This is a genomic window from Actinomyces sp. Marseille-QA0893 (assembly GCF_976954355.1).
This window is the reverse complement of sequence record NZ_CDRJSY010000002.1, coordinates 147,427-171,203: the sequence shown is the minus strand read 5'-3', so window position 1 is coordinate 171,203 and position 23,777 is coordinate 147,427. Positions and strand designations below refer to the sequence as shown.

Genomic DNA, 23,777 nt, shown 5'->3' with positions numbered 1-23,777 from the left:
TTGACAGGACTTTGTCCGTCGCTTAGTTTCCCGTGAATGGGATAAACGCGCCGATCCAACGATTCATCGTGTCGTAAACTTCTGCGCGCACCTGCGGGTCCGAGAGCAGCAAGTCGTGTTTGCCGGGGAAACTCGCCATTGTCACCAGTGGGCCGAGTCGCGCGGAACGCTCAAGAATGACCTCGCGATCCAAAACGACGTCGCTGGAGAAAACTGCCTCGCTGAACTCTTCGCCGAAATAGCTCGACGTTGACATCATTGAGAGCACAGGGATGTCCAGGTGTACTGAGCTCGCGACGTTTTCGTGACCATCCAAGATGGCCTCAAGCCACGCTGCGTAGGCCGGGTATGAGCCGGGGCGCTTCCACTCGAGGGCGTAACTCCAGCCCTTGACTGCAGGATCATCAGGATGCGCGGCAAGCGAATCGGGAAGAGGAACGTCAAGAGCATTCCACCCTTCACGCAAGGAACGGCCGTAGTGGTCGGGGCCATCTCCTCCGGGCACCGCCCACATGGGATTGCGTGAAGCGATTCGTTCGAGGATTGGTGCAACAGCTGAACGCATCGAAGCCATGGTCTGCATTTCAAGCCAGGCAGAATTCAAGATCAAGCCATCGAGGGCGCCCGGGTGACGGTTTGCCCACAAGGTTGCTAAGAGTCCGCCCGTCGAGTGTCCCATAAGGACAAGCGGCAGATCGGGGTAGTCCTCGCGGATGAGGTCGAGAGCCTCGGAAATGTCTTCATCGTAGAGGCTGAGGTTTGAAACGAAACCCATGCGCTGACCCGGGCGCAGTGAACGCCCATAGCGGCGCAGGTCGAGCGCATAGAACGCTCCGCCGCAGCCCGCGATGTCTTCAGCGAGCTCGCGTTGGAAGAAGTAGTCGTTTCGACCGTGGATATAAAGGAGTACAAAGCGCGGGGGCTGCGGTGTAGTTTCGCTGGACGTGGAGTGTGCGTCGGTAGGCGAAGTTGTTGGCGCAGGCGAAAGTGCGGGCGCGGATGGGGAGGAGGTGGGTGTTAAGGGAGCGTGGCCTCGGTAGCGAACAAGGGTCGCAACAACGGGGCCCGCGTCATCATCCATCAGGGGAATGGTTCGAGATTCGTAGTCGGCGCCGAGCACGTCTTGGCGCCAGTGGTCGCTTGGCGCGGGGCCGGCTTCTCCCCAAGGGGCAAGAACCTTCTCATCGACGAGGCCGTTGAAGCTCTCGGGAGAGGCTGGCGCGTCGGGGAGTTCAATGTCGTCCATGATTCTTGCTCCTGCTGGTGATGGGTTGTGTATCGATTTTATGCGGAAAACTCGGGGGTGAGAGGGATTTGTGTGACTAATGTTGCGATTGTTGTGATCGTGATTTCTGTGGCTTCGGTTAAATATTGTTGCGTATGGTGCCGAAGTGAACTAACCTCAAATCCTGTATAAGAAGAGACGAACGCCCTTATCCCGGCGTGCAACGACAGGTGGACCAGTGAGAATTGAGACAAAGCGTCGCGGCCTACGCGCATTGAGCGTGACCGTGCTATTTGCTTCGCTCGCTGCAGCAACTCCCGGCATTGCTCTTGCAACTCCCAGTGAAGATGACATTGCACGAGCTCGTGAAGCTGAAGACGCAGCAAAAATGTCGGTCGCTCAGATTGAAGTAGAACTGGCAAGCGTGAAGACCGAAGCCGAGCTCGCACTTCAAAAAGCGCAAAGTGCTGCGGAAGAACTCAACGGTGCGCGCTACGCACTCGACCAAGCCACTCAAACCGCACGCCAGGCACAGGCCGATGCAGACAAGGCAAAGGCCGACTACGAGGCAGGGAAGAAAGAAATCGCTTCCATCGCCCAGACGGCCTACCGTGAAGGCGGCTCTTCGCTCGACTCTCTTGCACCGTACCTCTCCGCCGACGGACTGCGCACGGTTGAAACGAAACAAGCAACGCTCGACTCCTTCTCGGCCTCGGCAAACGTCAAAATGCAAAAGGTCGCAGCTTTGGAGCAGGTCGCCAATGTCATGAATGACGCGGCCGTCCAAGCGCAGGCCAAGCAGGCCGCCGCGACCGCAGAGGTCGAGGCTCGCACCGCCGAAGCGCAGAGCGCGGCAAGTGCAGCTGCAAGCGCGCAGACCATGACCGCGGCGCGCCGTGATGCGCTGGTCCAGGAGCTGGCACGCAAGCAAAATACGACGGTTGAACTGATCAACCAGCGCGAGGCCGACCTCGAGGCTCAGCGTCAGGCCGCGGCCGCTGAAGCTGCGCGCCAGGCTGCCGCTGCTGCCGAGGCTGCTCGCCAAGCACAGTCGCAGCGCCAGCAAAGCTCGTATGTCGCTCCCGCTCCTGCAGCGCCGAGTTACAGTGAACCCTCGTACTCCGGCGGTGGCGGCGGAAACTCAGATGCCGCAGCGGGCGCAATCGCGTGGGCAAAGTCCAAGCTCGGTGCACCCTACGTGTGGGCGGGCGAAGGACCGGGCTATGACTGTTCCGGTTTGGTCACCATGGCCTACCGGTCACAGGGCATCTATCTGACCCACTGGTCGCAGGCGCAGTACTCCGAGGGAACGCGCGTGCCCGTCAGCCAGGCGCAGCCCGGTGACTTGATCTTCTGGAACTGGGACGGCGGCAATATCGACCACGTCGCGATCTATCTGGGCAACAACCAGATCATCGAGGCGCCGACCTTCGGTGTTCCTGTTCGAATCACCTCGATCTACGGTTGGAGCGCAGTGCTGCCATACGCGGTTCGCGTCGCGTGACGGTGTGAGCGGGGGTGGGCTTCGGTTTGCGTTGGCTTGCTGCTCCGCTAATTCGCACACGAAGTCGGTGAATGTCATGCGTTATAGCCTGTGACATTTGGCAACAACGTGTGGAGGCGGGGCAAGTGGCTTGGTAGGTCAGCAAAAGGCTGGCCTAGGAAAGGGCTCGTCCGGCAAAAGAGCTCGGCCCAGCAAAAGACACACGAAGTTAGAGAAAGACATGCGTTATAGCCTGTGACATTTGGCAACAACGTGTGGAGGTGGCTGTGCAACAGGCCCGGGCGCTTGGGGAAGACGCCCGGGCCTCGTTATATCTGCCTTGGCCAAATTGTCGTGGGTCGCGGCGCTGCTTGTGATGCTCTTGTCGTTTCCGCAGCAGGGCGTTTGGTCGCTGCGTCACATGAAGTTGGTGAATGTCATGCGTTATAGCCTGTGGCATTTGCTGACTTCGTGTGGAGGTAGCTAGATGGGTGGTACGGCAGTAGGCCTCTTGCGTCGAGGTAGCTAGACGGGTGGCGTGGCAGCAGGCCTCTTGCGTCGAGGTAGCCGCAGCAGATCCGTTTGTGAGCTGTCTCAAGTTAGCAAGAAACAGAAATAACTTGCTCTGACCATTCGTTCCTAATGGTGACACCGCAAAATGGCAGTCACGCGCCGCCCTTGTTTCGTTGCGAAGAGAGACCCATGATCACCTTCGACACTGTTTCAAAGACATATCCTCCGGATACGCGAGCGGTTGAAGATTTCGCTTTAACGATCGCGCCGCACACAACAACAGTGTTCCTAGGGACTTCAGGATGCGGCAAAACCACGCTCATGCGGATGGTCAACCGTATGGTCACGCCAACATCCGGCACAGTCACCGTCCGAGGGCAAAACGTCGCCAACGAAGATCCTGTCGCTCTTCGCCGCTCTATCGGCTACGTCCTTCAAGACGGGGGCCTCTTCCCGCATCGGACAATCGTTGACAACATTGCGACCGTCCCAGTTCTCGAAGGCGCCTCAAAGGCAAGCGCGCGAGCCGATGCGCTCAAACTCATGGAGCTCGTCGGCCTCGACCCCTCAATGGCAAAGCGTTATCCCGCGCAGCTTTCTGGCGGCCAGCGCCAACGCGTCGGCGTCGCACGAGCGCTGGCAAACCGTGCCGACATCCTTCTGATGGATGAACCCTTCGGAGCCCTCGACCCTCTGGTCCGCGCTGACCTCCAGCGCCAACTCCGCCGCATTCAGAAGTCCTTGGGCACCACGATCCTCTTCGTCACCCACGACATTGACGAGGCCATCTTGCTGGGTGATCGCATTGTCCTCCTGCGCGAGGGGGCGCAGATTGCCCAAGAAGGCACTCCGCGCGATCTTCTCTTAAATCCAGCCAATGACTTTGTTCGCGAGTTCCTTGGAACCTCCGCAATCAGCGAGCGTGAACGAATTTTGGAGGGCGCACCCGGTGGATCTCAAGCGGGTAAACCCGGTACGGCCTCGGCAAACGACGCGCAAGGGGAGCGGGCGTGAATTGGCTCTCCGGTTCCTGGGCACTCATCGGTGAGCTCACTCTCACCCATCTCACCATCGCAGTGCCCGCGATTATTGCTTCGGTGCTGATTGCAGTTCCCATTGGAGCGTGGGCGCAGCGTTCAAAAGGCGTCGGGGGTGTAGTTCTCTCTTTCCTGACAGTTCTCTACGCGGTGCCTTCGTTGCCACTCCTGATTGTCATTCCTGTTCTGTCGGGGGTTGCTCTTCGCTCGCGGGTCAACATGGTTGTTGTGCTAACGATTTACGGAATCGCCGTGCTGATCCGTCAGTGCGCCGAGGCCTTCGCCGCTGTTCCTGTCGACGTCCTCGAGTCCGCCGATGCGCTGGGAATGTCGCGTCTCCGCCGATTCTGTACGGTTGAGCTTCCTTTGGCTGTTCCCGTGATTGTTTCTGGGACACGAGTGGTGATTACCTCGACGGTTTCTCTGGTAACGATTGGTGCGTTCATCGGTGTGCGCTCGCTGGGAACTCTGTTTACCGATGGCTTCCAGCGCGGTCTGACCGTTGAAGTCTTGGCCGGGCTGGTGATGACGATTGCCTTGGCTCTGCTTTTGGACGTGCTTGCAGTCGGCGTGGGAGCGCTAATGACACCGTGGAGGCGAGGGCAATGAACCTCCTATTTGAAGCCTTTCAATGGCTGGCGGATGGACACAATTGGCTAGGGGCATCCGGGATTCTCGAACGAGTGGGTCAGCACATCGTCTTCGTTGCAGCTGTTGTTTCTATTTCGACACTCATCGCATTGCCAATCGGACTGTATATCGGGCACACCGGACGTTGGAAGAACCTCGTCATGATCGGGACCGGTGCCGCGCGTGCGGTGCCTACTCTTGGCCTTCTCACCCTGGTTGGTTTGTGGCTTGGAATCGGTTGGCAAGCCCCCTTGATTGCTCTGGTTGCACTTGCAATCCCGCCGATTATCGCAGGTGCATATTCCGGTGTGATCTCTTCTCAAGGATCATCCGATGCAGCGCGAGCGATTGGCCTGACTGAAGGACAGATCCTCACACAGCTGGAGATCCCAGCGGGCGCACCGCTGATTCTTGCGGGTGTGCGCTCAGCGGTACTCCAGGTGATCGCGACGGCCACACTGGCTGCATACACAGCGAACCTTGGATTGGGACGTTTCCTCTACACGGGACTGAAGACACGCGATTATGGACAGATGATCGGAGGCGCGATCGTTGTTGTTGCGCTGGCACTCATTACCGACGCCATACTTGCAGGGCTCACGCGTCTTCTGCGCTCCAGAACCCATTCGGATTTACAAACTCTATAACTTCATCGCATACGCTTACAGGCTTTTCTACACTCAGCAGGCAAAACCAAAGGAAAGACAATGAAACGCTCCGTTCTCGCCGCCGCGGTAGCGGCATTCACTGCCGTTGTACTCACCGCATGCAGCACTGGGAAGTCCCTGGAAGGTGGCGAAGAAGCGAAGGGAAGCGCGGCCTCGTCAAAGATCGTGGTTGGCTCCCAAGACTACTACTCGAATGAAATCCTGGCCGAGGTCTATGCCCAAGCGCTCGAAGGATCAGGCTTCACGGTCGAGCGTCAGCTGCGCATCGGTCAGCGCGAGGTCTACATGCCCGAACTGGAATCCGGTTCGATCGATGTTTTCCCGGAATACACAGGCAACTTGCTCCAGTACTTCGATAAAGACGCGAGTGCTCGTACGGATACTGAGGTTTACCAGGCGCTGGGCGGAGCGCTGCCCAAGGGGTTGCGCGTATTGGACGAAGCCCCCGCAACCGACCAAGACTCCTATGTTGTTACCACTGCTTTCGCTTCCGAGCACTCTCTCAGCTCAATTGGTGACCTGGCGAGCGCCGGACAGATCACTCTTGGCGGTAACTCTGAGCTTGCGACGCGTCCGTATGGGCCGAAGGGACTGGAATCGGAATACGGTGTGAAGGTTGGTTTTACGCCGATCGAAGACTCGGGCGGACCGTTGACGGTAAAGGCGCTGAACGATGGCTCGATTCAGCTGGCGAACATCTACTCTTCCGACCCCGCGCTTGCAGACGGAAGCCTGACGGTCCTCAAGGACCCGAAGGGCCTCTTCTTGGCATCGCACGTTGTGCCGGTCGTTTCTACGAAGATCAACCAGGATGCAGCCGCTGTGATCAATAAGGTCAGCGCGGCTATGGACGCCAAGGACTTGATTGAGATGAATCGACAGTCAACTGCCGAGGCGCAGTCTGCCTCCGCGATTGCGTCGAAGTGGCTTGAATCGAAGGGCTTGCCGCACAAGTGAAGCGCTCGCTTGTACAAGTGAAGCGGGCACTTCGCGCTTGCTGTGGTTGTTCGGGTTGCGCTTGTGTGGTGTCAGGTGCCGCCAGCTCATCCCTGAATGCCACACGAAGTTGGTGAATGTCATGCGTTATAGCCTGTGACATTTGTTGGCAACGTGTGGAGGTGGCTGTGCAACAGGCCCGGGCGCTTGGGGGAAGGCGCCCGGGCCTCGTTATATCTGCCTTGGCCAAATTGTCGTGGGCCGCGGCGCTGCTCGTGATGCTCTCGTTGTTTCCACAGCAGGGCGTTCGTTCGCTGCTGTCACATGAAGTTGGTGAATGGCATGCGTTATAGCCTGTGGCATTCACCAACTTCGTGTGGAGATTGGGAAAGTGATCTTCTGACGTAAGTTTGGCTCGGTGAAACCTGGCGACTTCGCGTGTCGAATGCGAAAAAATCTGAAGAATAAAGCGGTGGCGAAGACTGTCGACGGAGTCAATCGATATACCCCGCGTCCCACAGCTGGCTTGAGGTAGTTGGTATGGCCTCGAGCAAATCAAGCCGTTGGGCAAGATCAATCTGAAGGCGAGGCAGGTTCTTTAGCTGCTCCCAAGAGTATCGAATGACATTCCATCCGCAGTCGCGCAGATCCTGTTCTCGACGAATCCACCGTTGTTTTGCGCGGTAGAGATCCTCATTCGTACTTCCCAGTTTGCTCATTCCGTCAAATTCGATCGCGACGTCTTTCTCTGGAAGAGTGAAATCAATGAAGTGCCTTCCTGTACTGCCATTAATCTCGAACTGTGTCAGTACAGGACCGCTATAGATGCTTCGAATCGCGTAGAGCATTGCCGCTTCGGCGGGGTTATCGCATCCTGCATCTGCGTTCTTCACAATGAGCTTCGCAGTGGATATTCCATACTTCCAGCCGTTTTCCTGAGCAGCAGATAATCGTTGAGAAAGCTCTTCACGCAGCTTGCTCTCGCGGATACGAGAGTCCCCTACGCGCTGTAGCGAAAAATCCGATTCGGTGTGCAGCACCATGCACATGGCAACAAAAGCCTCAAAGTGCTGCGACCCCATAGCGAGGCGAAGAGCTGCATCCAATTTGTCTTCTACTTGAATACCTTTCTCGGTTAACCGGTGGTCTGTCAGCGGAGGCCTGCGCAACTTTCGAACCTTCACGCTTGGAATGGTGAAACCCGAGTAGCGCACAGGTGGGAGTGTGGAATTCGGATAGGGCTGAGGACACCAAAAGGTGATGTCATGGTTTGATGACCACAGCGGAACGCCCTGGATACAAAGCGAGCTGGTTCCAACGAATACAATCCGCGGATCTCGTGATTGTGAGAGCGAAGCAATACGAGCACGATCGATGCGTTGATTAACTTCCCACCGAGGGAGCCCAGAGGAAATGGTCAGCATAAAACCACGCTTTACTCTGACCTGCGAGTGAGAACTTCCGTTTGTCGGCGCTAAATGGACTTCTCGTGTTGATCGGGCGAGTACGCATTCTTCTGTCTCTGCTTCGTTCATCTATCCAGTGTTTAATAGCGGCGTCCAAACGTGCGAGCTTTGGAAAAATCTGTGGAAAACGCCGATTGCGTGTACACCCTATGGATAAGTCTTGGCTGCTTGGCGTGAGTAGCGATGAGTGCGCAGCTGCTCCCGTTGGCCTTCTCAGAAAAGTCACATGAAGTCGCTGAATGTCATGCGTTATAGCCTGTGTCATTTGCTGACTTTGTGTGGAGGGAGGGGAAATGCGTGTCTGGGGTGGGTGATGGCCTGTGGCATTTGCCGACTTCGTGTGGAAAAGGGGACGAGGCCGCGCCGGGCTGACCGGGGACGAGACAGCGAGGCCACGTGGAGGCAGCGGGCTGGTGCGTGAAGGGTGCTCCACAGGTTGTTGGTGAATGTCATGCGTTATAGCCTGTGTCATTTGCCGACTTCGTGTGTCGTTGCCGCAAACAGAAAAGGGCTGGTGCTCTAGTGAACACCAGCCCCGATCCCGTTGGGAGAACGATTAAACGCTCAGTGAGCGTTGAAGCCTTCTGTCTCTGCGCGCTCGAAGGAACGGCGGATTTCTTCTTCTGCCTCTTCTCGGCCCACCCAGTGCGCGCCTTCGACGCTCTTGCCGGGCTCGAGGTCCTTGTAGACCTCGAAGAAGTGCTGGATTTCCAGGCGGTGGAACTCCGAGACATCTTCGATGTCGGTACGCCACGCGGCTCGCTGGTCCGAAGCGGGCACGCACAGGACCTTGTCGTCACCGCCCTTTTCGTCGCGCATGCGGAACATTCCAAGGGCGCGGCAGCGAATCACGCAGCCGGGGAAAGTGGGTTCTTCGAGGAGAACAAGAGCATCCAAAGGATCCCCGTCCTCGCCCAGCGTGTCATCGATAAAACCGTAGTCATCGGGGTATCGAGTCGAGGTGAAGAGCATACGGTCCAAGCGGATGCGTCCAGTCTCGTGATCGATCTCGTACTTGTTACGGTTCCCCTTGGGAATCTCGATGGTCACGTCGAATTCCATTCGAGCCCTCCTGAGTCGTTGATCCACCACGTGGATGTCGATTACGTATTCTTACCCCCCGAAGCATTAGGGTGTTCCTAGGTCATTGACGGAAGGACAACCCCTACATGCGACGTGGGACTACTGCTGCGATTGTAGGCGCATCGAGCGCCGCAGTGCTGATCGCAGCCTATTTTGTAGCAGATGTGCAGGATGCCGCACCAGGCATCTTCACACTTTCTCAAGCACCCGCACCATCTGCTGCCCCCACAGCGTCAGCTGTGCCCGCTCCGACACTGAATGTTCCACAGGGACAGGGGGATAGTCAAGCCCCCACGAGCCGCGAGCTCGAAGAAGCATGGGCGCCTAGCGTTGCCGCCGCACAAGAAGGCGGCTGGAACGCGTGGGCAATGGTCGTTGACGCGCGAAGCGGGAACACTCTCTACGAGTACAACGCGAATAGCGCCCACACCCCGGCCTCGATCACCAAGATCCTTACCGCCTACACTGCGCTGTCCCACCTCGACCCAAATTCGCATCTGACGACCTCGGTCGCTCAGGATAACGACAATATCTACCTCGAGGGCGAGGGCGATCTTCTTCTAGGCGAGGGAACCAATTCCATCGAGGTCAGTGGCCGTGCGGGCCTCGAAACCCTGGCAAAAGATACGGCGAGTTCCCTGATGTCTAAGGGCATTTCGCATGTCGAATTGCACGCGGCCCCCGCGCTTTTTGCCGATACCGCGCGCCCGGCCTCGTGGAGCGAACAGCAGGTTGCGGGCTACGAAGGCCAGCTCGCCCCCTACGCGATCGACGCGGGGCGCACCTACCCCAAATCGAATGAGTTCTACGCGGACTCGATCTCGAACGTCGCTGAAGTTTTTGCGCAGAAGCTTCGCGCGCAGGGAATCGATGTTGATTTCGGGGTCCGAGGCCCAGCCCCCCAAGGCGCAACCCGGATCGCTTCCGTGCAGTCCGCGAGCGTCGACGAACAGATTCGCTGGATGCTCTATCACTCGGATAACACCTTGGCTGACCAGTACTGTCACTTTGCCGCACGCCAATCCGGTGGGGAAGCAAGCTTCGCCGGGTCGGTCCAGACCCTCGAGAAGACGCTGAGTGAGCGCGGAATTCCTACCGATCAGCTTTCTTTGGAGGACTGCTCGGGGCTTTCCTCGAACGATCGGATTCACCCGAAGACTTTGGCAGCAATCCTTTCCCAGGGCTTCGACGCCACCCAACCCGTCGCGCCGCGCGTTGTGCGTAATCTTCCGTGGGCTGGAGTTCAGGGGACTTTGGCAAATCGCCTCACCGATGACATGGTCGCGGGCAATGCACAGGCAAAAACGGGGTCTTTGGCGGAAGTGTCCTCACTCGCGGGAGTTGTCTCGACCTCGAAGGGGCACCCGGTGATCTTCGTCATCGGTTTCGACAAGGTTCCCAATGATGGCGCCTATGCAACTCGCGGTTATCTGGACAATTTTGTCACCGCAATCGCCGAAATGTGACGGGCCGATTCGATAGCATAGAGACATGCCGATCTATCCCACTCTGACACAAATCGCGCAGGTCTCTGCTTTGGGCATTTTTTCTGGCCCCCAGGCGTCTTTCGCTTCGGCGCAGGCGATAGTTTCTCGTTTGAAGCGCGGCCAGGAGTGGGCGAACAAGCGCCTTCCCGGCGTCATTGGCCGTTTTGCTGAGTTTTCGCCGGTTGAGGTCTCTCTTCCTCTCGTCGAGCGTCGCGCTTCGATGCGTCTGTGGGCGCAATTCGCCGAGGACTGGGGAGTTCAGCTGCAAAGCGCACCTAGGATCCTCACCGCCCGGGGCGCTCTCGGAGTCCTTGCGAGGCGTTCTTTGAGTGTGAGTGGTCCCAACGGCGGTGCCGCCTGCATCGTTGCTCCGAATGTTCTTGAGGCCGGCATCCGCGGAAAGTTTGACTTGGGAGACTGGGCAAAGTGGGTTGCTTTGCGCGGGGCCGTTGATGTGTGGCTTTCTTCGCGGACGCCTTTCTTTGAGGAATACTGCCGTGAACTTGTTCCGGTTGCGTCGATTGATCCGATTGATGCGCAAGAGCTTTCTCGCCAGCTTCTTGTCCGTGATTGCATCATTGATGTTTTTATGGATTCATTGACTCCGAAGGACCTGTCTTCCGTTAAATGGATTGATGCTCACCGCCCGGCTGATTTCATGGTGGACGGAGCGCTTGTCACCCTTTTGGGCGGGCTTGTTCCGCAGGGGGTCATCCAGGCTCGCCGCGAGATGGCGAGCTATGTCCGCGAGGTTGTTGCAGGCCCCGGTCTTGAATCGATTTTGACCCCGCGGATGTGGCCGAGCTTCCAGTGAAATCTATTCCCGCAAACCCCACGGGGGATGTGCGACGCCTCTCTCTGGCCGTGCGCGAGCACGTGCACTGGGCGCTTGCCAATTGCGACGCGATTCTGATCGCAGTATCGGGCGGCGCAGATTCCACAGCTCTCGCAGCGGTCGTCATCGACCACTGCCTGCGCACTGGATCCACCCCTTATACCCTCAGCGTTGATCACGGGATCCGCCCAGGATCGGATCGCGAGGCCCAAGAAACATGCGAAGTGATGGCCTCCTTGGGCGCGCAGAGTTCGTGGGTGAGCGTCACCGTCGACGCCCCAGGTGGTCCTGAGGCCTCGGCTCGCTTGGCCCGCCGGAGTGCACTTGCCGCGCACGCCCAGACTTTGGGCGAGAGGGTCGCCGTCTTCTTAGGACACACGATGGACGACCAGGCCGAGACTGTTCTTTTGCGCCTTGCACGAGGCTCTGGAGTCGGCTCCCTGCGCGCGATGAGTGTTCGCGATGACGCCGGGAGCATCGTGTGGATGCGCCCCCTGATGAATTGCCGCCGCAGCGAGACTCTAGGTGCATGCCGCCAGCTTGAGCTTCCTTGGGTTGATGACCCCTCGAACAAGATGGACGGCCCGTGGCGAGCTGCTGACGGGAGTGCGCTGCGCCGCAGTGCGGTGCGCGAGCAGGCGATCCCCAGCCTCGCGAATAGCCTTGGGATGGACCCGGTTCCTTCCCTTGCCCGCACGGCTGAGCTTTCCGCTGCAGACGACGAGGCTCTCGATGAGTGGGCAGAGCAAGTCTGGCGGCGTGCGTGGGAGGCTTCGGCTGGGGAAATGCGATCAGGGTCGGAAGTTCCGGCCGGTGAGCGGCGACCAAGGTCGGAAGCGCCGGCGGCCGGGGTGGCCTCGGGAATCGGGGTACTTCGGGTCGCAGAACTCAAAGAAATCCCCCAAGCAGTGCGCAGGCGCGTTCTTCATCGCTATCTCGGCGCAGTGGGAGCACCCTCCCTGGTTCACCTCGAAGAGGCCGATGCGCTCATCACTCGCTGGAGCGGGCAAGGCCCCCTCTCGATTCCCAAAGGGACGCTCACGCGCGCGGGAAAAGGAAAAGACGCGAGGCTCATCTTGCAGCCATTGCGCCAAGAGCGAGAAAGACCGCGTCACTGAGCAGCCCGTAGGGCACATGTGGCACTCTTATTATCTGGACTAGCAGTCGAAAGGACATGGAACTGTGGACGCACAGGACATGGGAGATGCGCTCGAGCGCATTCTGGTTACCGAGGACGAACTATCTCGCCGAATGCGTGAACTCGCTGCGCAAATCGACGCGGATTATCAAGGCAAAGAGCTTCTCTTAGTAGGCGTTCTCAAGGGCGCTCTCATGGTGATGGCTGATTTGTCACGCAATCTTCACACTCCGCTGGCAATGGACTGGATGGCCGTGTCTTCCTATGGGACCGGCACAAAGTCTTCCGGCGTGGTTCGCATCCTTAAGGATCTCGACGCAGATGTGCATGGCCGGGACGTCCTGATTGTCGAAGACATTATCGACTCGGGTCTGACGCTGTCGTGGCTCCGTGAGAATCTATTGACTCGCGGCGCAGCATCGGTCGAAATCGCTGCGGCCCTGCGCAAGCCTGAAGCCGCAAAGGTCCATGTTGACGTCAAGTACGTCGGTTTTGATATCCCCAACGAATTCGTCGTGGGCTACGGCCTCGACTATGCAGAGCGCTACCGTCATCTTCCCTTCGTCGGGACCTTGGCGCCGCATGTTTATGGCGGCTGAAAGGGGCTTCCATGGCAAATAACACTCAGAGCAAGAAAAAGAAGAACGCCTGGGGGCTTGCAGCAATTCCCGTGCTGCCCCTCATCATCGCGCTGTTCTTCTTGTGGACGTGGTTCCAGCCCCAGTCGGTGGATACCTCCGAAGGCCTTCAGATCCTGAAGGAAGCCCAGATTGAGCGCGTGAGCGTCAATGACGGCACGCAGCAGGTCAACCTGATGCTCAAGGACCCTTGGACGCACAAGGCCGCCGGGGCCAATGATCGTGAGCGCAGCCTTGGGCGTTCGATCTCCTTCACCTACGCGCGCACGCAGTCGCAGGCTATCGTCGATGCAGTAGAGAAGGCCTCGCCAACAACCGGGTGGAACGCCTACTATCCACAGTCTTCGCTTCTGGGTTCGACCCTGGTCATGGTCTTGCCGCTGCTCATCGTCATGGGCCTCTTCTGGTTCTTCATGGGTCGAATTGGCGGCGGGCGGATGATGGGTCCCTTCAGCCAGAGCCGCACGAAGGAATTTAACCAAGAACGTCCAAATGTCACCTTCGCGGATGTTGCAGGTGAAGATGAGGCCGTTGAAGAACTCGAAGAAGTTCGCGAATTCCTGATTGCACCCGAAAAGTTCCACAAGGTTGGAGCCCGCATTCCCCGAGGCGTCCTGCTTTACGGTCCTCCCGGAACGGGTAAGACTCTGCTGGCAAAGGCAGTTGCGGGAGAGGCCGATGCTCCCTTCTTCTCCATTGCCGGTTCCGAGTTCCTCGAAATGTACGTCGGTGTTGGCGCCTCGCGCGTGCGCGACTTGGTTGCACGCGCCAAGAAGGTTGCCCCCGCGATTATCTTCGTCGATGAAATCGACTCCATCGGTCGCCACCGTGGTTCGGGGTATGGCGGCGGCTCCGATGAACGCGACCAGACTCTGAACCAGCTCTTGGTTGAGATGGATGGTTTTGACGATTCCTCGAATTTGATCTTTATCGCGGCAACGAACCGCCCCGATATTCTTGACCCGGCGCTGCTGCGTCCTGGACGCTTTGACCGTCAGATCGCGGTTGAAGCCCCTGATCTCAAGGGGCGCGAGGCCATCTTGCGTGTTCACGCCGAAGGTAAGCCGCTGACCGATGACGTCAACCTCCACACGATCGCTAAGCGAACCCCGGGCTTCACCGGCGCCGACCTTGCCAATGTCTTGAACGAGGCCGCGCTGCTGACCGCTCGCTCCAACGCTGACCTGATCGATAACCGTGCCATTGACGAGGCCATTGACCGCGTCATCGCCGGCCCGCAGAAGCGTACCCGTGTGATGAACGATCACGACAAGCTGGTGACCGCCTATCACGAAGGTGGCCACGCCCTGTGTGCTGCTGCTCTTCGATACACGGACCCAGTCACGAAGGTGACGATTCTTCCGCGCGGTCGCGCTTTGGGCTACACCATGGTGCTCCCGACCGAGGACCGTTACTCCAAGACCAGGAACCAAATCCTCGATGATTTGGTCTACGCGATGGGTGGCCGCGTCGCCGAAGAACTCGTCTTCCGCGATCCTTCCACCGGCGCCTCGAACGATATCCAAAAGGCCAGCGCGCAGGCACGCGCGTTGGTCACCGAATACGGTATGTCCGATCGCATCGGTAATGTGCGACTGAGCGCGGACGAATCCGATCCCATGACCGGGTATGGAATGGGCCGCGGGAATGAGCGCGCATACTCAGACGAACTGGCATCCATCGTGGATGAAGAAGTTCGCAAGTTCATGGACGCGGCAACCCGCGAAGCTTGGGAGATCCTCACGAAGAATCGTCACGTCTTGGACCGCCTCGCTCAGCGTCTTCTTGAAGAAGAAACCCTGGACGAAGCCCAGCTCGCTGAGATCTTCGCTGATGTCATCAAGCAAGATGAGCGTCCCGTGTGGAACTATGGCGAAGAGGCTGCCATCGAGGGTGCAGTCATGGGCAACCCCATCGAGATGCCCGGTGGTGACCGCGCGAAGTTTGATCCGAATTCGGATCCCAGTGCGGCTCCGGCCGAACCCGCGATGACGCTTGATGATCCCGCCGGGGGAGTGCAGCCCGAGGAGAATGCTCAGTGACCTACGACCAGCACGGTGTTGAAGACGCTTCCCGCGCTCTTCTTGAGGCAGTGGGAGAGGACATCACGCGCGAAGGCCTGCGTGATACTCCTTCGCGGATGGGGCGCGCGTGGCGCGAGCTGCTCAGCGGTTTGGAAGAGGATCCCCGCGATCACCTGAAGACCACCTTCGAGGTGGGGACGGATGAGATTGTCATGGTCCGCGATATTCCCTTCTATTCCGTGTGTGAGCATCACCTTCTGCCTTTCTACGGACACGCGCACGTGGGGTACATCCCCAAGGGTGGCCGCGTGACGGGGCTTTCGAAGCTCGCGCGCGTTGTCGAGGGCTACGCTCGTCGTCCCCAGGTCCAAGAGCGCCTCACCGCGCAGATCGCGGACGCGATTGATGAAGTTCTTGCCCCGCAGGGCGTCATCGTCGTTGTCGAGGCCGAGCACATGTGCATGACCATGCGCGGTATCTCCAAGCCCGGCTCCTCAACGGTAACTTCCGCTCTGCGCGGGATCGTCAAGCGCGATGCGACCCGGGCGGAAATGATGTCTTTGGCCTTGGGAGGGGTCCGTCGATGACGTCCAACGAGGCCGCATCCGCTTGGGCGCTCGCGGGCGGTGCGCGTCCGCCTCGTCTTCCCAAAGGAATCACGCTTCCTACTGACCGGATGCTGGTCATGGGAATCCTCAACGTGACTCCTGATTCCTTCTCCGATGGGGGACGTTTCTTTGATCCGGGCGCTGCCTTTGAGCACGCGGTCCAGATGGTCGAAGCCGGCGCCGATCTTGTTGACCTTGGCGGCGAGTCGACGCGTCCGAATTCTCAGCGCATCAGCGAGGACGAGGAGTGGGAACGCATCGGTGCGACCATCCAACGCCTGACTCAGGCGGGGATTGTCGTTTCGGTTGATACCCTCCACGCGATCACTGCTCGCCGAGCTGCAGATGCGGGTGCTGCAATCATTAATGACGTCAGCGGGGGGCGCTGGGATCCGCAGATGAACGCTGCGGTTGCCCAAACCTCGTGCGCCTACGTGATCCAGCACTATCGTGCGCTTCCCGGAATGCCCGAAGAATCCTTCGATTACGGGGACCAACCCATTGCCGTGGCGCTGCGTGAGCGCGTGGCAAGCCAGGTTCGCGACGCTCTCGAGGCCGGTGTTGAGCCTGAGCGCATCATCGTCGACCCCGGACTGGGTTTCTCACTCAATAACGAACAATGCTGGTCTCTCGTCGCGTCGCTCCGGATTTTTGCGGAGCTTGGGTACCCTGTTCTTATAGGTGCGTCCCGGAAACGCTTCCTCGGTCAGTCCCCCCTTTCGGACCGAGACGAAGCAACTCTCGATATTTCTCGGCGCGCACTTTCAGACGGGATGTGGGCTGTCAGGGTCCATGCCATAGACCAACAAGCGAGGCTTGTGCGTGCAGGGAGGTGAGGGCACGGTGGGACAGCTCGATGTCATCGCATTACGCGGCATTTCAGCGCAGGCTGTCCATGGAGTCCTCACGAAGGAGTGGAATGCTCCTCAATCTTTCTCGGCTGACATCCTCCTGTGGGTCGACACCGATCAAGCAGCGCTCAGTGACGATATTGCCGACACTGTCTCCTATGCGGAAATCGCTGAAAAAGCGCACGCAATCCTCAGAGGCCCTTCGGTTCGCCTGATCGAAACGCTGGGACATCGGATTGCAGACGTCGCAATGGAAGATGAACGAGTGCGTGGCGTCGAAGTCACCATCCACAAGCCCGATGCTCCCATTGATGTTCCTTTCGCTGATGTCTCGGTGACGATCCGTAAGGGAAATATCCCCCTACCTTTCGTTGCGGCTTCTCATGATCTTCCTTTCGATGGGCCGACTTCGGAAGAAGAGAAGCCGGCGCCGCCCAGCGGCCCGATTGCGCCTGAAACTGGCGCAGATGAAGAGTGTGATACCCCCAGTGCTGGCGTTGAAACGATTCTGCCTCCCAGTTCGGAGGCAGACACTGCCCCGGTAAGCGAAGCTGCCCCGGAAATTGAAATCCCCGCGGAGCCTGTCAAACACTCACACCGCGGTGCCTACGCTGTCGATGATCGCCCTGTGACGTGTGACGTAGTCCTTGCCTTTGGCGGAAATCTTGGGAATGTTCCCGTCACTTTGAAGAGGGCCATCGAGGAAATCTCCCAGTGGGATGACGTTGGTATCACCACTGTTTCCCCGCTGGTACGTACCCGTGCGGTATTGCGGCCGGGTCAAGATGCCCAGCCGGATTATTGGAATGGCGTTGCTCTGGGAACAATTTCTCTTGCTCCCCTGGATCTTCTTGATCGCATCCACGAACTCGAGGCGCGCCTGGGACGCGTGCGCCATGAGGTGTGGGGCGCGCGCACCATCGACATCGACGTCATCGATATCAAGGGAATGACCTCGGATGATCCGCGCCTGACGCTGCCTCATCCTCGAGCACACGAGCGAGCCTTTGTCCTTTCCCCGTGGCTCATGGCAGACGAACATGCGGAGCTTTCCGGATACGGCCCTCTTGCAGATCTCATTGCCCAGGCTCCCGACCGAGGTGGAATTCTCGACGCGGTTGCCGACTGGATGGAAGACCCTGAGTCGGTCATCGCTGATTCAGACGAATTGCTCGAAAAATTGCGTCTGCCCCGTCTGGAACAGGCCGAAAAGCTTCGTCCTCTCAAGCTTGAGACGAATGGTATCTCAGCACGTCCCAGCCGTTTGGACATGCTTCCCGAGGCCTCTCGTTCCGATCTGGCTCCCGACGATGAAGGGACGGATTTCGTCTGGAAACAGCTGTGGAACCGTTGGAGTTCCCCGGTGGATTCGGTCGAGTCTCGCCACGTTGAGCTGTCAAAGCCTGCAGTCTCGCAGCCTTCGGTAACGTCGGCCCCCACGACTGCAGCGTCTTTTGAGCCCACAACCGGTGATCGCCCGTCGCATGAAGCTGATTCACTCGTTCCGCCCAGCATAGCTTCATCGAATGAAGCGCCCATTCAGCTCGCAAGCCGCCAGCTCCCGGCACCCGCACCGCTGAACGTTCCACCGCTGAAGCCTTCTCGTCTTTCCGGTCAGACAGATAGCTCCGCTTCGACCCAGCTCACTGAAGGAATGGTCTCTTTGGCGCCTCGTCGCCCCATTCCCACGGCTCATGTCGAACAGTCCACGGTGGTGCGCCGCCCCCTCTTCGAGCGCGTGCAGAGCCGTGAGTCGGAGATCCCGAGCGCCTCCCTTGAGGTCGCCCCTGAACCTCCTACGATTCAAAGCGCGGATCCGCAGGAAGAGCCTTCTCCCTCGACCTCGCCGATTACTGCTGAAGTTCCCTTGAGCCGCAGGAAGCGCCGTCCTCGCTGGCGTCCTGTGACCGAAGAAGGAACCGGTATTTCCACGGCTAATTCCCCGCGTCCTTTCCGTGCTCGCACGGATCGTTTGGCCGCGCAATCGCACCGCGCTAAGCCCTCGCACCGCGCGCCCGAATCCCAGGATTCAGCATCGAAGGCCGCTCAGCAGACCTCCCCCGTTTCCGAGGCCGACGCCCAGCAGCCCCGCCGAAGCTCACTTTTCTCCCGCCGACCCGAGCAGGCCTCGGCGCAAGAGAAAACCAAGGCTCAAGGAGACGCTCAAGCACAGGACGCTGCGGCCTCGCGGCGCACCCCTGCAACGCGCGCACTTCCGGGCTGGACTTTCTCCGAGGACGTTCGCGTGGTCGATGACTCCAGCGCACTGACCCCTCGCGAGGCGACTCCGACCCCTCAACCCAGTCTTCCCCCGCGCTACAGCCACGTGCTGGATCCCAAACTTGCCGATACCATCGATCAGGGGCCGGCACAGGAAACGGGACCACAGACTCCCTCCTCAAGTGTTCGTCGCAATGTGACGATCCGTCCCAGTGTGACCGGCCAGATTCCTGTCTTCCGTCGTCGCCCTGAGGACTCATGAAACCGCTGAGTATTGTTCTTCTTGTCGCCGAGGCAGCTGCTGCCTCGGCGCTTGCAGCTGCAGCCACTGCTGTTGCGATTCGCTTGGGACAAGGCCCGTGGATCATTCACCCCGCACTCGCGTTGGTTTTCGTTGTTGTTGCAGGAATCCTCGTGTGGCTTGGCCTGCAGGTTCGTCGCTTCCGTGCTCATAAGACCACGTGGATTGATGCCGTTGCAGCCTTGAGAATCGCAATGTTTGCACGCGCGAGCGCTCTGGTGGGAATCCTCAGTAGCGCAATTATGGTCGGGATGTCTCTTGCTTTCTTTACGCGTTGGGAAGCTCAAGCCAGCGTTTATGCGGCAATTTGCGGCCTGATTTGTGCACTCGGTGCCTGTGCGTGGGGGATCGCCGGGATCATTGTTGAACGCTGGTGTGTCATCGATCCGAAGGATGACGCCAAGGAAGGCGAACAACGAGCACACGGAGCCAAGGGAACACTTGGGGCTTCGAGCCGCGTGGGTGCCGGTAGTGGAAAGTCGCAGGGGGCGATCTAATGGCACAGCGTTCTGGACGATCCTCGTCGAGGCCCGTGCGTCCCTCGGGTCGCTTTCCTTCCCAGCAGGGGAAGAAACGAAGTGCTGCCCGGCCTGCGCAGGTTCCGACCTCGCTGTGGGTGAGAAGAATCGTCACGGGACTGGGTTTACTTCTCATTGTTGCGCTTCTTATTTGGGGGATCGCAAAGGGAGTTTCGGCCTTGACGAAGTCCAAAGAGACGGAGCCCCAACCACAGCCCACCAGTGCGCAGCCTACCCCTACAGCAACAGCGACGGGCGCGGCCTCGTTGAAAGACGGAGAAACTGCAAGCAGTGATGGCATCGTTGATGCCGATGGACGCGTCCGGATCCCTGCGTGTGCACCGGCGGATCTAACGGTTCGTCCATCTGTATCAGGCACTTTGGTTGGGCAAACGCAAAATGTTTCTGTTGCGATCGAAAACCGAGCAGGGGTTGCTTGCTCCTTTGAATTCGGACAGATCGATCTGAAGATTCTCAGCGGCGATGAGACTGTTTACGACGGATCAAAATGCCAGCGTGATCGCACGAGTGCCACTTTGCTTTTGGTACCGGGGGACACCTGGAATGGCGGTTTGAGCTGGGATGGAGGACTCTACTCGGGGTGCACTCCTCGCGATGGGAACTCTGATGGTGCGACCGATCCCGCTCCTGCTGGTACCTATCGTGTGCAATTGATGCTCGATGGGAAGACCGTTGGAGACGAGAGAGTCTTCACAATTACGCAGCCCGCGCCAGCCACTACCGAGGCGACGCCTGCGCCTTCCGAATCAGCGCAGTCGCAGGGAGAGTCGCAGCAGGGCGAACACGAATAAGCAGCTGCGTTTTACCAGCCGACGATTCCCGTTGCCGCCATTGAGAACTGATTCTCAAGAGTTTCACGGATGAGCTTCGCGCGGTAGGGGCCAATACCTTCGATTTGTTGAAGGTCTTCGACGCTGGCTTCGCGAAGATCCGCAAGATTCTCCCAGTGGCTGGTGATTTCCTTGATGACATTCCACGGGAGACGGGGGACCAAGGAGAGAGCCCGGACGCCTCGGGGTTGGATCATGCGGTCCAGATCGGAAGGGTCGTAGACGCCAAGCCCCAGAACGTTTGCGATAGCCGCAAGATCGACAAGACGGTCACTGGCAAGCTCAGACAAAGCGGCTTCGGCGGTCGCCACGGCCGAAGAATCCCTGATGTAATCACGCAGGACCAGAGCGCGCTCCGACCCGGCTCCGCGAACCAGATCATCAACCTGCAGGGCGAGAAGACGTCCTTCCGAACCGAGTTCTTCAAGGTACTCGTTAATTTCAGACGTGATGCGGCGGATCATTTCCATGCGCTGCATGACGGTTGCGACATCGCGAATGGTCGCTGAATCACGCATTTCGAGAATTGTGAGCGTCTGCAAAACTTCATCGAGACGCTGGCTGTAACGATCCAAGGTGTCGACCGCGAGATTTGCACGCGAGAGCAAAGCTTCGGGTTCTTCGACAATGTGGTGGTATTTACCGACGTAGATCGAGATCAAACGCATGGACGCGGAAACCGAAAGAACAGGAAGGTGCGTTTGATAGGCGGTGCGTTGTGCAGTACGGTGACGCATTCCCGATTCATCGGTCGGAATGGACTGGTCGGGGAAAAGCTGGACATTTGCCTTGCGGATTCGCCAATTCGTTGGGTCGATGATGACTGCGCCGTCCATCTTGCACAATTCACGCAGGCGAGATGCGGTGAATTCCACGTCCAAATCGAAGCCGCCTGAGCACAGCTCTTGGAGTTCAGGAGAAAAGCCGAGGACGATCAGTGCGCCCGTGTGGGAGCGCTGAATGCGTTCGAGACCCTCTCTTAGCGCAGTTCCGGGCGCAATGTCCTGTAATGCGCTGCGCAAGAGTGCGGCATCTGATGTCATGAATCCAGCCTTTCAATGCGTGATCCCTGCTCTAAGTGTATTAGACGGATTCTTGCAATGAGCGAAGAAACTCAGCGGATTGCGGCCCGTAGTGCACTTGCCAGATCAGAAATGGGTAAGACAGTAATGCCATCCACTCCCATGGCCTCTTCGCATCCTTGTGCAGGAATGATCGCGGTTGTGAATCCTAAGCGGGCAGCTTCTTGAACGCGTCGTTTCACTCCGGTACAGGCGCGTACTTCACCCGTCAAACCAACTTCGCCGAAAGCAATGAGCGCGCTGCGAGTGGGAGTCCCCCTGACCGCCGAGACAATGCCGATAGCAGTAGCAAGATCCGCAGCGGGTTCGCTGATTCGAGCTCCTCCGACCGTCGAGGCGTAGACATCGCAATCAGAAGTATCAATTCCGAGCCGCGCCTGCAGGACTGCCAAGATCATGGCCACGCGCGAGTGGTCAACGCCAACCGTTGTTCGACGTGGGGACCCAGCCGAGGTATGGGCTACGAGAGCTTGGATTTCAGTGGGGAGGGGGCGGCGCCCCTCCAAAGTGACAGTGACGCAAGAGCCTGGAACGGCAGATTGTGACTGTGAGAGGAATAAGCCAGAAGGATCTGTCAGCCCGATAATTCCGGTGTCGCTGAGCTCGAAACAGCCCACTTCATCGGTGGGACCGTAGCGGTTCTTAACGGCCCGCAACAGCCTCAACCGCGTGTGACGGTCCCCCTCGAATTGGCAGACGACGTCGACAAGGTGCTCTAACAAACGAGGACCCGCGATTCCGCCATCCTTGGTGACATGACCAACCAAAAGGATCGGGATGGAGCGTTCCTTGGCAACGCGGATCAACGCGCTGGCAACAGTCCTTACCTGAGCCACGCTTCCCGCACCGCCATCGAGCTGATCCGATTGCAGCGTTTGGACAGAGTCAACAATGACAAGGGAAGGGTTCGTTGCTTCGATGTGGCCAAGCGCCGTGGATAGTGATGTCTCATCGGCAAGGAAAAGCTGAGGGTGGAGTGCGCCGATGCGTTCCGCGCGGCCTCTAACCTGCGAGGCGGATTCTTCCCCCGTGATGTAGAGGACCGGGGCCGCACCGGCGCAGGTCGAGGCAACCTCTAAGAGAAGCGTCGACTTGCCAACACCCGGCTCTCCGGCAAGGAGGATGACGGCCCCGGGGACAATCCCGCCTCCGAGGACGCGGTCAAATTCCCCGATACCGGTGGCTTTGCTGCGTGCTTTCTCTGCACTGATGTCATTGATGGGCAGTGCAGGCTGGCGCGGGGTGGTGGCAAGAGTTGTTCCGGGAGCCTGGACAGTGGGACCGGATTCTTCCATCGAGTTCCACTGGTGGCACTCGCGGCACTGTCCGACCCATTTGGGTGAGGTCCACCCGCATTCGCTGCACCGGTAAACGCTTTTCTCTTTAGCCATGTCCCTACGCTAAACCACGCCGGGTGCATCTGCGTCCAGTTGTGGACGCAGACAGAAAAATTACTAGGCGCAATAGATCACGGACGATTGGCGAAGTACTCCAGCAGACGCGTATCACCCGAGACAACGATGACGTCTTCTCGATTAATGCGCGTCGTGGAATCCGCATATTCGAAAGGCGCGCCGGGACGAAGGATGCCCAGCACGTTCACGCCGTAACGGCCTCGCAAATCAAGCTCGCTTAGGGTGAAGCCACAAACTTCTTTAGGGGGACGCAGCTTCATGATTGCGAAGCCGTCCTTATCCATTTCGATGTAGTCGATCATGCGTCCACCCACGAGGTGAGCGGTGCGCTGACCGGCATCGAATTCGGGGGCAACAACGTGGTGTGCGCCGATGCGACGCAAGATACGGCTGTGCTCGCGCGAGATTGCCTTCGCCCAGATATTGGTCATGCCCAGGTCGACAAGGTTTGCCGTGATGAGAACGGAAGCTTCCAGAGAGGAACCGATACCCACGACTGCCGAATGAAAGTCGCGCGCACCCAACTGGTTGAGTGCTTCCATTGAGGATGCGTCGGCCTCGACAACGGGAATGCGACCGGAAAACTGCTGGACGCGGCGAGAGTCTTTTTCGACCGCCAATACCTCGTATCCGAGCTTTTCTAGGGTCAGCGCGACGGCTGAGCCAAAGCGTCCCAAGCCGATAACCAGGGTTCCCGATGAGAGGTCCTTATCTTCTGCCATAGTCGTATTCTCCCACGCGCGCGTGTTTTTGGTTGGAGGCAATAGG

At 58.6% G+C, this 23,777-nt stretch carries 21 protein-coding genes; 15 read left to right on the top strand and 6 right to left on the bottom strand.

Going from position 1 to position 23,777, the window contains the following annotated elements; all coding sequences use genetic code 11:
• Window positions 1-22: 22 nt before the first annotated feature.
• Window positions 23-1,246 (bottom strand): alpha/beta fold hydrolase, encoded by a 1,224-nt coding sequence (locus ACWNMW_RS03735; RefSeq protein WP_449490066.1) that lies wholly within the window; start codon window positions 1,244-1,246, stop codon window positions 23-25.
• 217 nt (window positions 1,247-1,463) lie between these two features.
• Between ACWNMW_RS03735 and ACWNMW_RS03730 the strand changes: the two genes are divergently transcribed.
• The 5 genes from ACWNMW_RS03730 to ACWNMW_RS03710 all read left to right on the top strand — a co-directional run bounded on the left by ACWNMW_RS03730 (window position 1,464) and on the right by ACWNMW_RS03710 (window position 6,513).
• Window positions 1,464-2,729 (top strand): C40 family peptidase, encoded by a 1,266-nt coding sequence (locus tag ACWNMW_RS03730; RefSeq protein ID WP_449490065.1) that lies wholly within the window; start codon window positions 1,464-1,466, stop codon window positions 2,727-2,729.
• Between the two features lie 681 nt (window positions 2,730-3,410).
• A complete protein-coding gene (locus ACWNMW_RS03725; RefSeq protein WP_449490064.1) occupies window positions 3,411-4,235 on the top strand; it encodes an ABC transporter ATP-binding protein in 825 nt (274 codons plus the stop codon).
• Complete coding sequence (locus ACWNMW_RS03720) at window positions 4,232-4,867, top strand: ABC transporter permease (RefSeq protein ID WP_449490063.1); 636 nt, start codon at window positions 4,232-4,234, stop codon at window positions 4,865-4,867. Before ACWNMW_RS03725 ends, ACWNMW_RS03720 begins: the two co-directional genes overlap by 4 nt.
• Entirely contained in the window at window positions 4,864-5,535 is a 672-nt protein-coding gene (locus ACWNMW_RS03715; RefSeq protein WP_449490062.1) for an ABC transporter permease, read from the top strand. Before ACWNMW_RS03720 ends, ACWNMW_RS03715 begins: the two co-directional genes overlap by 4 nt.
• 60 nt (window positions 5,536-5,595) lie before the next feature.
• Window positions 5,596-6,513: an ABC transporter substrate-binding protein gene (locus ACWNMW_RS03710; protein ID WP_449490061.1), complete on the top strand. Its 918-nt coding sequence runs from the start codon at window positions 5,596-5,598 to the stop codon at window positions 6,511-6,513.
• Between the two features lie 473 nt (window positions 6,514-6,986).
• On the opposite strand, the gene ACWNMW_RS03705 is transcribed toward ACWNMW_RS03710, so the two are convergent.
• The gene (locus tag ACWNMW_RS03705; protein ID WP_449490060.1) at window positions 6,987-7,676 is read right to left on the bottom strand and encodes a hypothetical protein; all 690 of its coding nucleotides are present in this window, start codon (window positions 7,674-7,676) and stop codon (window positions 6,987-6,989) included.
• 846 nt (window positions 7,677-8,522) lie between these two features.
• The gene (locus ACWNMW_RS03700; RefSeq protein ID WP_034502401.1) at window positions 8,523-9,020 is read right to left on the bottom strand and encodes an inorganic diphosphatase; all 498 of its coding nucleotides are present in this window, start codon (window positions 9,018-9,020) and stop codon (window positions 8,523-8,525) included.
• 107 nt (window positions 9,021-9,127) lie between these two features.
• Here ACWNMW_RS03700 and dacB point away from each other — a divergent pair, with 107 nt between their 5' ends.
• From dacB to ACWNMW_RS03650, 10 genes are all read left to right on the top strand, one after another.
• A complete protein-coding gene (dacB, locus tag ACWNMW_RS03695; RefSeq protein ID WP_449490059.1) occupies window positions 9,128-10,507 on the top strand; it encodes a D-alanyl-D-alanine carboxypeptidase/D-alanyl-D-alanine endopeptidase in 1,380 nt (459 codons plus the stop codon).
• Between the two features lie 25 nt (window positions 10,508-10,532).
• The gene (locus tag ACWNMW_RS03690) at window positions 10,533-11,342 is read left to right on the top strand and encodes a hypothetical protein (protein WP_449490058.1); all 810 of its coding nucleotides are present in this window, start codon (window positions 10,533-10,535) and stop codon (window positions 11,340-11,342) included.
• Window positions 11,339-12,481, top strand: a complete 1,143-nt coding sequence (gene tilS / locus ACWNMW_RS03685) for a tRNA lysidine(34) synthetase TilS (protein WP_449490057.1) — start codon at window positions 11,339-11,341, stop codon at window positions 12,479-12,481. The genes ACWNMW_RS03690 and tilS overlap by 4 nt, the downstream gene beginning before the upstream one ends.
• Before the next feature lie 64 nt (window positions 12,482-12,545).
• On the top strand, window positions 12,546-13,100 hold the full coding sequence (gene hpt / locus ACWNMW_RS03680) for a hypoxanthine phosphoribosyltransferase (RefSeq protein WP_072456682.1): 555 nt from the start codon (window positions 12,546-12,548) through the stop codon (window positions 13,098-13,100).
• Window positions 13,101-13,111: 11 nt separating this feature from the next.
• Complete coding sequence (gene ftsH, locus ACWNMW_RS03675; RefSeq protein WP_449490056.1) at window positions 13,112-15,181, top strand: ATP-dependent zinc metalloprotease FtsH; 2,070 nt, start codon at window positions 13,112-13,114, stop codon at window positions 15,179-15,181.
• Entirely contained in the window at window positions 15,178-15,750 is a 573-nt protein-coding gene (gene folE, locus ACWNMW_RS03670; RefSeq protein WP_034502385.1) for a GTP cyclohydrolase I FolE, read from the top strand. Before ftsH ends, folE begins: the two co-directional genes overlap by 4 nt.
• Window positions 15,747-16,607, top strand: a complete 861-nt coding sequence (gene folP / locus ACWNMW_RS03665; protein WP_295893032.1) for a dihydropteroate synthase — start codon at window positions 15,747-15,749, stop codon at window positions 16,605-16,607. The genes folE and folP overlap by 4 nt, the downstream gene beginning before the upstream one ends.
• A 7-nt stretch (window positions 16,608-16,614) precedes the next feature.
• The gene (gene folK / locus ACWNMW_RS03660; protein ID WP_449490055.1) at window positions 16,615-19,104 is read left to right on the top strand and encodes a 2-amino-4-hydroxy-6-hydroxymethyldihydropteridine diphosphokinase; all 2,490 of its coding nucleotides are present in this window, start codon (window positions 16,615-16,617) and stop codon (window positions 19,102-19,104) included.
• Window positions 19,101-19,640: a DUF3180 domain-containing protein gene (locus tag ACWNMW_RS03655; protein ID WP_295893028.1), complete on the top strand. Its 540-nt coding sequence runs from the start codon at window positions 19,101-19,103 to the stop codon at window positions 19,638-19,640. Before folK ends, ACWNMW_RS03655 begins: the two co-directional genes overlap by 4 nt.
• Complete coding sequence (locus tag ACWNMW_RS03650) at window positions 19,640-20,473, top strand: phage prohead protein (RefSeq protein ID WP_295893026.1); 834 nt, start codon at window positions 19,640-19,642, stop codon at window positions 20,471-20,473. Before ACWNMW_RS03655 ends, ACWNMW_RS03650 begins: the two co-directional genes overlap by 1 nt.
• Before the next feature lie 11 nt (window positions 20,474-20,484).
• On the opposite strand, the gene disA is transcribed toward ACWNMW_RS03650, so the two are convergent.
• The 3 genes from disA to ACWNMW_RS03635 all read right to left on the bottom strand — a co-directional run bounded on the left by disA (window position 20,485) and on the right by ACWNMW_RS03635 (window position 23,731).
• Window positions 20,485-21,555, bottom strand: a complete 1,071-nt coding sequence (gene disA / locus ACWNMW_RS03645; protein ID WP_034502381.1) for a DNA integrity scanning diadenylate cyclase DisA — start codon at window positions 21,553-21,555, stop codon at window positions 20,485-20,487.
• A gap of 71 nt (window positions 21,556-21,626) precedes the next feature.
• Window positions 21,627-22,985, bottom strand: a complete 1,359-nt coding sequence (radA, locus tag ACWNMW_RS03640) for a DNA repair protein RadA (protein ID WP_449490054.1) — start codon at window positions 22,983-22,985, stop codon at window positions 21,627-21,629.
• A gap of 77 nt (window positions 22,986-23,062) precedes the next feature.
• On the bottom strand, window positions 23,063-23,731 hold the full coding sequence (locus tag ACWNMW_RS03635) for a potassium channel family protein (protein WP_034502375.1): 669 nt from the start codon (window positions 23,729-23,731) through the stop codon (window positions 23,063-23,065).
• Between the last annotated feature and the right edge of the window lie 46 nt (window positions 23,732-23,777).

Coding starts and splice junctions, on each gene's coding strand:
- ACWNMW_RS03700 (WP_034502401.1), bottom strand. CDS start 9,020: ATGGAATTCGACGTGACCATCGAGATTCCCAAGGGGAACCGTAACAAG.
- ACWNMW_RS03735 (WP_449490066.1), bottom strand. CDS start 1,246: ATGGACGACATTGAACTCCCCGACGCGCCAGCCTCTCCCGAGAGCTTC.
- ACWNMW_RS03655 (WP_295893028.1), top strand. CDS start 19,101: ATGAAACCGCTGAGTATTGTTCTTCTTGTCGCCGAGGCAGCTGCTGCC.
- ACWNMW_RS03690 (WP_449490058.1), top strand. CDS start 10,533: ATGCCGATCTATCCCACTCTGACACAAATCGCGCAGGTCTCTGCTTTG.
- ACWNMW_RS03710 (WP_449490061.1), top strand. CDS start 5,596: ATGAAACGCTCCGTTCTCGCCGCCGCGGTAGCGGCATTCACTGCCGTT.
- ACWNMW_RS03650 (WP_295893026.1), top strand. CDS start 19,640: ATGGCACAGCGTTCTGGACGATCCTCGTCGAGGCCCGTGCGTCCCTCG.
- ftsH (WP_449490056.1), top strand. CDS start 13,112: ATGGCAAATAACACTCAGAGCAAGAAAAAGAAGAACGCCTGGGGGCTT.
- disA (WP_034502381.1), bottom strand. CDS start 21,555: ATGACATCAGATGCCGCACTCTTGCGCAGCGCATTACAGGACATTGCG.
- radA (WP_449490054.1), bottom strand. CDS start 22,985: ATGGCTAAAGAGAAAAGCGTTTACCGGTGCAGCGAATGCGGGTGGACC.
- dacB (WP_449490059.1), top strand. CDS start 9,128: ATGCGACGTGGGACTACTGCTGCGATTGTAGGCGCATCGAGCGCCGCA.
- ACWNMW_RS03725 (WP_449490064.1), top strand. CDS start 3,411: ATGATCACCTTCGACACTGTTTCAAAGACATATCCTCCGGATACGCGA.
- ACWNMW_RS03715 (WP_449490062.1), top strand. CDS start 4,864: ATGAACCTCCTATTTGAAGCCTTTCAATGGCTGGCGGATGGACACAAT.
- ACWNMW_RS03635 (WP_034502375.1), bottom strand. CDS start 23,731: ATGGCAGAAGATAAGGACCTCTCATCGGGAACCCTGGTTATCGGCTTG.
- folP (WP_295893032.1), top strand. CDS start 15,747: ATGACGTCCAACGAGGCCGCATCCGCTTGGGCGCTCGCGGGCGGTGCG.